Source organism: Acinetobacter lactucae, assembly GCF_001605885.1.
Classification (GTDB): Bacteria; Pseudomonadota; Gammaproteobacteria; order Pseudomonadales; family Moraxellaceae; genus Acinetobacter; species Acinetobacter lactucae.
In genome coordinates, this window is record NZ_LRPE01000014.1 from 60,422 (window position 1) to 68,708 (window position 8,287).

Here is an 8,287-nt window from a genome sequence, read left to right on the forward strand (position 1 = left end):
TTCAAAAGATCACTTTTCAAAACGCTTTGACCATTCAGCCAAAATACGTTCACGTTGCTCGGCCGCCCAATAAAAATCATTTTTTACAAGCATTTGAGGAAGGTTTTTCGGGAAACTCATGGTGGTATTCTCAATGCCTTTGTAGGCCACCATTGAAAAGTTATGTGCATAGGCTTCATTTGCCGCTTTGCTTACCGACCAATTTATAAATTTTTGTGCGCTACTTAATTTCTTGGTTCCTTTTACAATTGCTGAGGCTTCCATTTCCCAACCTAACCCTTCAGTTGGATAAACCACTTCTAAAGGTGCACCTTCTGCTTTTAATTTAAATGCGGGATAACCGAAAGAAATACCAATTGGAATTTCGCCTTGTGCGGCCATTTTGCAAGGTTTTGAACCAGAGTGAGGATATTGCGAAATGTTTTTATCTAAAGCCTGCATATAATCCCACGCCTGCTTTTCACCCCAGATCTGCATCCAAGCAGTCACATCTAAATACCCTGTGCCACTCGAAGCCGGATTTGGCATCACAATCAGGTTTTTATAAATTGGATTGGTTAAATCTTTCCAGGTTTTTGGAATTGGTAACTTACGCTTTTCTAATTCGACTTTATTTACACAGATTGCAGATTCCCATGCGTCCATACCCGTCCAAGTCGGTACAGGTTTTTGGCTTACAAATTCCGATTTTAGATTTTCAACGCCTTCTGGTTTAAAAGGCTCAAGCATGTCTTTCTTTTCCATAACCAGCAAACTGGTTAAAGCCACACCAAAAACCACATCCGCTTGTGGATTTTTTTGCTCTGCCAAAAGTTTCGCGGTAATCACACCTGTTGAATCACGTACCCATTTTACTTTGAGTTCTGGATAGGCTTTATGTAATTCTTCTTGGTATTGTTTAAGCTGGTCGGCTTCTACTGCCGTATAGACGGTAATTTCTTCTGAGTTTTTTGATGTTGCCGATGAACATCCCATTTGAATAGCGACCACTACACCTAAAACTGATGCAGTGCCAAGTTTAATTGACTGTTGAACATACTGTTTCATCTGCAAACCATCGAATGCAATTATTTGATGATCGTATTTCAACAGGTTTATATGACAGTTTGATTAATCTGGTTTAAACCAGATTTTATTTTTATGCTCGTGCTTCGAAATGTAAATCTAAGACATCGTGTAGCCAATATTCTTGGTCAACATCGGTAATTACGCCCTTTTCATTTCTGTTACTACGGCAAATATATAACCCAAGCGCGCCAACATTGACATGAAGCGCTTTGGCCTGTTGTTCCGATAGAGCTGTTGGATAGAGGTTAATGTCAGCTCTAGTGATATGGCAGTTATATTGATTTGCCATCAGTAAAGTAATGGATTGCTTGAGATCATGAGCTAAAAACTCAGGAAAAAGTTCGGCATTCACACGTAAATGTTCAACCAGCACAGGTCGTCCATTAATACAACGACGTCGCCACACTGAATAAATCGGATGCCCTTTTTCAACTTTTAAATGCTTGGCATCCCACGAAGTTGCAATTGTTAGTTCACTGGAAATCACTTCTGTAGAAGGTTCATAGCCTTGTTCAATCACAAACTGATTAAAGTTTTTTGTCGATTGCGGGTGATAAATAATACGAGGAGAACGAACATACCAACCACGGCGGTCTAATCGATAAATCAAACCATCAGTTTCCAAAGCCAACAAAGCTTCACGTGCAGCCACTCGCGTAGTTTGGAATTGTTCAGAAAGTACTCTTTCCGATGGGAGTTTTGCGTGGGCTTCTAATACGCCAGATTCAATATCATGGGCAATCGCATCGCGAATAGGAATATATTTAGGTATGCGTGCTTGGTCCTGTTCCATACAAACTTAGAATTTATAAATAAAGAAATTAATAGCAATATACTGAAAAAATGTGACAAAAGCTTTTATTAATGCTGATCTTTTAAGCAAAATGCGTCCTATTCCCCGCTTTTTTTTCCAATTCATTTTTTCATAAAAAATCGTGTTTGTATGCTCATAATCGCTTTGGAAAACTTTCCTTGGCTCAATTGCTCGTCAAGAAAAATCGGCATGACATAGCCCTTAAATCATATTTAGTTAGACAATTTTTTAAGATAAAAATTTATATTTCTGTACGTACTATTAAACAGGAGTTAAGGGTTGATACTAATACTCAATATACGTCTTGCTATATTACTACCTTGTAAAACCAGAATAACATGGTTAAGAAAAAACCAAACCTTCCTGAGCAATTAAAAAAATACCCATCATCTTATCTTTATAAAGTCTTAATACAGAATTATTCGTTTAACAAAAACTAAAATATTAAGAAAATTATTTATCTTCAAAACAAACACAGAATTTTAATCTAATTAAAACCTCAAATAATAAATTCAATTAAAAAAAGAATATAAGACATACTAGTCTATTTATTAATCAAAACCTACACCTGCCTCCTCAAGGTTAAATACCATCCAATTATTCATTCAATCTAATTAATATTTTATTTATAAAATTTAAATTAACTTATTAAAAAACTATTAAATGTGATATCAGATGCTTAAAAATTGACTCAACATAACCCACAATTTCCAAACACCCAAAAAAACACCCAATAAAACAATGAAAAATATAATAATTTTAAAAATCACCCCTTCTGTTGAATAAAATTATGGATATTTATTCCTATATATTTTTCTATTTTACCAAATGATAAAAAATAATTTTTTAATTTTCCTTAATAAAAATAATTGATCAAAATATATATAAATATAATGTTTTTCTTGTTTTCTGATTGAAAAGTGATATATTTCCTTCGCCTTACTTAATCAGAATAAACTTACTGAAAAGTAATGGATTTTATTTTAAAAGCTATTCTGGGGATTTTATGAAAAAATTTGTTTTTGTGGCGGCGGTTTCTCTTTTAAATATAGCAAATGCACAAGCAGCAGATGGCACGATTACTGTTAATGGTCTTGTTACGGATAATACTTGTACTATTGATACTGGAGATAAAAATTTAACAATCAATTTGCCTACTGTTTCATCTCAAACCTTAAAAAATGCTGGTGATGTAGCTGGTCGCACACCTTTTCAAATTAATTTAACGAACTGTGCCGCTGCAGGTAAAGTTGCAACTTATTTTGAACCAGGCGCAACCGTTGACTTTAATACGGGTCGTTTATTAAACCAAGCAACTTCTGGTGCAGCAACAAATGTCAATATTCAGTTACTTGGCAGTAATAACGCCGTAATTCCTGTACTTGCTACAGGCGCAAATGAAACTCAAACGAATTCACAATGGGTAAATGTTTCAGCTGGCGGTAGTGCTGATCTTAACTACTATGCTGAATATTATGCTACAGGTGCTTCTACTGCTGGTACGGTAACATCACAAGTAAAATACACGATTATTTATCAATAAAACTAAATTAGAAGCTTCTATTCATGAATAGAAGCAATCTACTTCCTATTATTTATTATTGAGAATATGACTGATGCTTTTTCGTGGTCGTAAATTTTTCTGGGGATTAGCTTGCCTACAGGTAGCACTCACTACTACAGGTCATGCTGAAATTGTTTTACATGGTACTCGTGTCATTTATCCTTCAAATGCACGTGAGATCACATTACAACTGAGTAATAACGGTACTGCCCCATCTCTTGTTCAAGCATGGATCGATGATGGAAATGCAAAATTGACACCCGATGAAGCAAATGTGCCTTTCATTATTACACCACCGATTTCACGCGTAGAAGCAGCTAAGGGACAAACTTTAAGAATTACAGCTCTACCTAATTCGTCCCAATTAAGTCAGCAACAAGAATCAATTTTCTGGCTTAATGTTTTAGATATACCTCCTAAACCCGAAGGTAAAACTCAACAAGACCAAAGTACCCCAATTTCTAATAATTTTTTACAGCTCGCTGTTCGTTCGCGAATTAAATTCTTTTATCGTCCTATAGATCTAAAAGACAATATTGACCAAATAAGTGAGAAAGCTCAGTGGAAAGTAAATAATCAATATCTAGTGATAAAAAATCCGACACCTTTTTTTCTTACTATCACTTCTATTTTTCAAGGAGGTGAAGGCCATAAAACAGACTTATTACAGCAAGGTCTAATGATTTCCCCTTTTTCAGAGGATAAAATAAAACTAAAAAATAAAAACTTAGCAGATATGAGCTTCGTATATATCAATGATTACGGCGGACGAGTAGAGCACCCAATAAAGTTCTAACCTCCTTGTATTACTTAGGAAAACTTAAATACCTATCATGAATAGGCTCTAAAACTATGTCTAAATGGTTTATACCTTATATATGTTTAAAAAGCCCTTTTACTTGTTACGTCGTATCAAGTATTACGCTATTCATGCCTATGGCTATATACGCTGAAAATAATACTGACGTTCCACATTTTACAAAGGCTGAATTTGATAACAACTTCTTAGTAGGTAATGCACAAAAAATTGATATAGCTCGCTTCAAATACGGGAACCCGATCTTGCCTGGTGAATATAGCTTAGATGTTTATATTAATGGACAATGGTTCGGTAAACGGCGTATGCGATTTACTGCCTCAATTTCTAACACAAATGCTGAAACATGTTTTACAGAGGCCATGTTGCTTGAATATGGGGTAAAAGCTGATGTTCTAAGTCAACATGACTCCACTTCATCTCTTTCATGTAAAGCTCTTGCTTCATGGATAGACAATGCCTTTTACGTATTTGATAGTTCCCATTTAAGAATTGATATTTCGATACCACAAGCCGTCTTAGAAAAAAATGTACAAGGTTATATTGATCCACATTTGTGGGATCGCGGTATTAATGCAGCTTTTTTAAACTATAACGCAACAGCATATCGAATAGTGAATGAACAGCGTGAAAATACATATGCTTTTATGGGAACCAATCTTGGAGCAAATTTAGCAAGTTGGCAGTTTCGCCATAATGGACAATGGAAATGGCAAAGTCAGTCTAACTCTCAATCTAATAATTCTTCTTATACCCCGACAAATACATATGTACAAAAGGCTTTTCCCAATATCCATGGGGTTTTGACCTTAGGAGATTATTTTACCAATAGCGATTTTATTGACTCTTTGCCCTATCGTGGAATGAATATTTCAAGTGATGACCGAATGCTTCCAAATAGTATGCTCGGTTATGCTCCAAGAGTTCGAGGTTATGCCAAAACCAATGCAAAAGTCGAAGTTAGACAACAAGGTAATTTAATTTACCAGACCACAGTCCCACCCGGAAACTTTGAAATTAATGATCTCTATCCCACAGGATTTGGAGGTGAGTTACAAGTTTCGGTATTTGAATCCAATGGAGTAATTCAAAAATTTTCTATTCCATATGCTTCTGTCATTGAAATGCTACGTCCTCAAATGAGTCGATATTCACTCACCTTAGGACAATTTCGAGACTCAAACATTAAGTTAAATCCATGGCTAATACAGGGTAAATATCAACGTGGAATCAATAATTACCTTACAACTTATAGTGCAATTCAAGGAACGCAGCAGTATTTCTCTGTATTGTTAGGTACAGCTTTCTCAACACCGATTGGTGCTATTTCTTTTGACGCAACTCAATCAAATGCCAATTTTTCTGATCAATCTAAAATGACAGGGCAAAGTTATCGTCTAAGTTACAATAAATTGTTTTCTCCAACGCATACCAACTTAACATTAGCAACTTATCGTTATTCAACACAAAACTATCTCAAACTGCGCGACGCAATTTTAATTCAAGACTTACAAGAGCAAAATATTGATAGTTTTTCGATAGGTAAACAAAAAAGTGAATTTCAGATTAATTTAAATCAAGCTCTTCCAAACCAATGGGGAAATTTCTATTTAGTAGGTTCGTGGACGAACTATTGGAACCAGTCTACTACTAATAAGCAATTCCAATTAGGTTATAGCAACCAATTTAAAGATTTAACTTATAGTTTATCTGCAATTAATAGTGAAACTATTCAAGCTGGCGGGCGAGCAGACCAAGATACTCAATACCTAGCGTCCCTATCCTTTCCATTAGATTTTAAGAAAACCTCTTTAAATTTGAATAGTGTTCTAAGTGAAGATAGCCAAATTTTAAGTTTAAGCGGGTTTACAGGAAGTCGTTTGAACTACGGCGCATCAATTTCTAGTCAAGATCAGGGTCAAACGAATCTCAATATTAATGGTAACTATAGAACAAACTACACAACCATAGGCACTTCAATAAGTTATGCCAATTCCTATCAACAAGAAATGCTTAACTTAAGTGGCAATATCATTGCACATTCCCAAGGACTACTATTTGGACCAGACCAAGCCCAAACAATGGTAGTGGTCTACGCACCAGATGCGACAGGAGCACAAGTCAGCAATACACCAGGGCTCAGCATTAATAAAAACGGATATGCCGTTATTCCCTATGTTACGCCTTACCGTATGAATGACATTAGCCTTGACCCACAAAATATGTCTACACAAGTTGAGCTTGCTGAAAGTAGCTTACGTATCGCCCCTTATGCAGGCTCAGTCACTAAAGTTCAATTCACAACAAAAAAAGGTTATGCACTTTTTATTAGTACAACCAGTTTAGATGGCTCACATTTACCTTTTGCCGCACAGGTATATAACCAGAATAACAAAGTAATAGGTATTGTTGCGCAAGGCAGCCGTATTTATTTACGAACTCCCTTAAGCCATGACCGTTTATATGTGAAATGGGGAGAGAAGAATACTGAAAAATGCGAACTTGAATACGATATAGCGGATCAAATAAAGCATAACAATCAACCAATTATTATGACAAAGGCAGTCTGTAAATGAATAAGATTTTAAAAAAAATTGGATTTTTGGCAGTGAGTCTATTTGCCTATAGCCATACAAATGCAAATTGTAATTTAAGTAAGGGATTTACCACCGTCGATATTCCGATGAACATTGGTAAAATCGTCGTAAAGCCGACAGATCCAATAGGAACTATATTACAAAAGAATACTTTTACGATCTCTCCCAATAATTCTACTGCAACATGCAATCGTGCTAGTGATCAAATTATTGCAGCTCTCCCCTTAAATTATCCAGTTAGCCCAATAGGTAATAATGTGTATGCAACCAATATTCCCGGCATTGGTATTCGCCTTTATCGTGAAGCAGCAGATGCATCAGACTTTTCTGGATATTATCCTTATAGACGCACGTTAACACCTAATACAGCATATACCCTTTCACCGGGATATTTTGTTATGGAAGTGATTAAAACTGCGATGGTAACAGGGTCAGGTGCATTGGTAGCAGGCCGTTACAGCACTTATTATGTATCGGGGCAACAAAATCGCCCATTTCTAACTACAACCATGTTAAGTAGTGCTCCTGTCCTGATCGCCTCCTCATCATGTGAAATTCAAAATGGTGTAGATATACCAATTCAACTCCCGACTGTTACAAAGTCAGGTTTTAAAGCGATTGGTTCAACACAAGGAGAACAGAGCTTTAACCTATCCATTTTATGTAATGGCGGTGAAAATAACTCTGGTATAGCGACAAGCAACACGATCAGCTTAAGTTTTGATTATAACTCTGACCCCTCAAATAATCAGGTCATCAATAATAGTGCAGCAGACTCAATCAAAGCGAATGGTGTGGGTGTAGAACTGCTCTGGAATATGAATGGCGCTAACAGTCCCATTCAAAAAATGACCAAACAAAACATTGGCACTGTCAGTTCAAATCAGACTGTAGAATATGATATTCCCTTAACTGCTCGTTACTATCAAACAGCGACTAATGTAACCGCAGGCGAGGTTAGGGCAACAGCAACCGTAACTATTCAATATGATTAATTTATCTTTGTACGATTTATTAAAAAACTTAAAATTTTATCTTTTTAAAACTCTGTAGTTATATTTAAAAATCACATAAAAAAATGCTCATAAGCAAAAATAGCAAATGAGCATTAGTGATAACCACTTAACCTGAAATACAAATTGTGGGAAATAGATCACAATTTGCCTAACTATAATTCCAAAATTCAGCTTAAAAATCAAGTCTTTTTTTTAACAAAAAATCAATTAACCACACTAACGTATTGTTTTATATTAATTAAATGGTAAATTTATTTTTACCCCCTCTATTCTATAGAGTTTCTAAAGAATTATCATTCTATTAATTAATAAAAACTTAATTTTAAGAAAATTTGAAAGACCCTGATTCACATTACTTAAAAATATTTTATTTTAATTTCATAATTTCAATAAAAATGAATTTTATAAAAT

Annotated in this window: 6 protein-coding genes; 4 read left to right on the plus strand and 2 right to left on the minus strand. The window is 35.2% G+C overall.

The annotated features are described in order from the left end of the window. Positions 1-9: 9 nt before the first annotated feature. Together AWW73_RS08215 and AWW73_RS08220 are read right to left on the minus strand one after the other, a co-directional pair. A complete protein-coding gene (locus AWW73_RS08215; RefSeq protein ID WP_062849368.1) occupies positions 10-1,047 on the minus strand; it encodes a putative 2-aminoethylphosphonate ABC transporter substrate-binding protein in 1,038 nt (345 codons plus the stop codon). 91 nt (positions 1,048-1,138) lie between these two features. Next, a complete protein-coding gene (locus AWW73_RS08220) occupies positions 1,139-1,861 on the minus strand; it encodes a UTRA domain-containing protein (protein WP_016144902.1) in 723 nt (240 codons plus the stop codon). A 1,027-nt stretch (positions 1,862-2,888) separates the two neighbouring features. Here AWW73_RS08220 and AWW73_RS08225 point away from each other — a divergent pair. The 4 genes from AWW73_RS08225 to AWW73_RS08240 all read left to right on the plus strand — a co-directional run bounded on the left by AWW73_RS08225 (position 2,889) and on the right by AWW73_RS08240 (position 7,855). Further along, complete coding sequence (locus tag AWW73_RS08225; protein ID WP_016145051.1) at positions 2,889-3,425, plus strand: fimbrial protein; 537 nt, start codon at positions 2,889-2,891, stop codon at positions 3,423-3,425. Positions 3,426-3,498: 73 nt separating this feature from the next. Beyond that, the gene (locus tag AWW73_RS08230) at positions 3,499-4,242 is read left to right on the plus strand and encodes a fimbrial biogenesis chaperone (protein WP_016145050.1); all 744 of its coding nucleotides are present in this window, start codon (positions 3,499-3,501) and stop codon (positions 4,240-4,242) included. 56 nt (positions 4,243-4,298) lie between these two features. Next, complete coding sequence (locus AWW73_RS08235; protein WP_062849369.1) at positions 4,299-6,839, plus strand: fimbria/pilus outer membrane usher protein; 2,541 nt, start codon at positions 4,299-4,301, stop codon at positions 6,837-6,839. Beyond that, complete coding sequence (locus AWW73_RS08240; protein WP_062849370.1) at positions 6,836-7,855, plus strand: fimbrial protein; 1,020 nt, start codon at positions 6,836-6,838, stop codon at positions 7,853-7,855. The genes AWW73_RS08235 and AWW73_RS08240 overlap by 4 nt, the downstream gene beginning before the upstream one ends. Positions 7,856-8,287: the final 432 nt, after the last annotated feature.

Bases quoted from the DNA above. Each gene is read 5' to 3' on its own strand.
- AWW73_RS08220 (WP_016144902.1), bottom strand. From the start codon at position 1,861: ATGGAACAGGACCAAGCACGCATACCTAAATATATTCCTATTCGCGAT.
- AWW73_RS08225 (WP_016145051.1), top strand. From the start codon at position 2,889: ATGAAAAAATTTGTTTTTGTGGCGGCGGTTTCTCTTTTAAATATAGCA.
- AWW73_RS08235 (WP_062849369.1), top strand. From the start codon at position 4,299: ATGTCTAAATGGTTTATACCTTATATATGTTTAAAAAGCCCTTTTACT.
- AWW73_RS08215 (WP_062849368.1), bottom strand. From the start codon at position 1,047: ATGAAACAGTATGTTCAACAGTCAATTAAACTTGGCACTGCATCAGTT.
- AWW73_RS08230 (WP_016145050.1), top strand. From the start codon at position 3,499: ATGCTTTTTCGTGGTCGTAAATTTTTCTGGGGATTAGCTTGCCTACAG.
- AWW73_RS08240 (WP_062849370.1), top strand. From the start codon at position 6,836: ATGAATAAGATTTTAAAAAAAATTGGATTTTTGGCAGTGAGTCTATTT.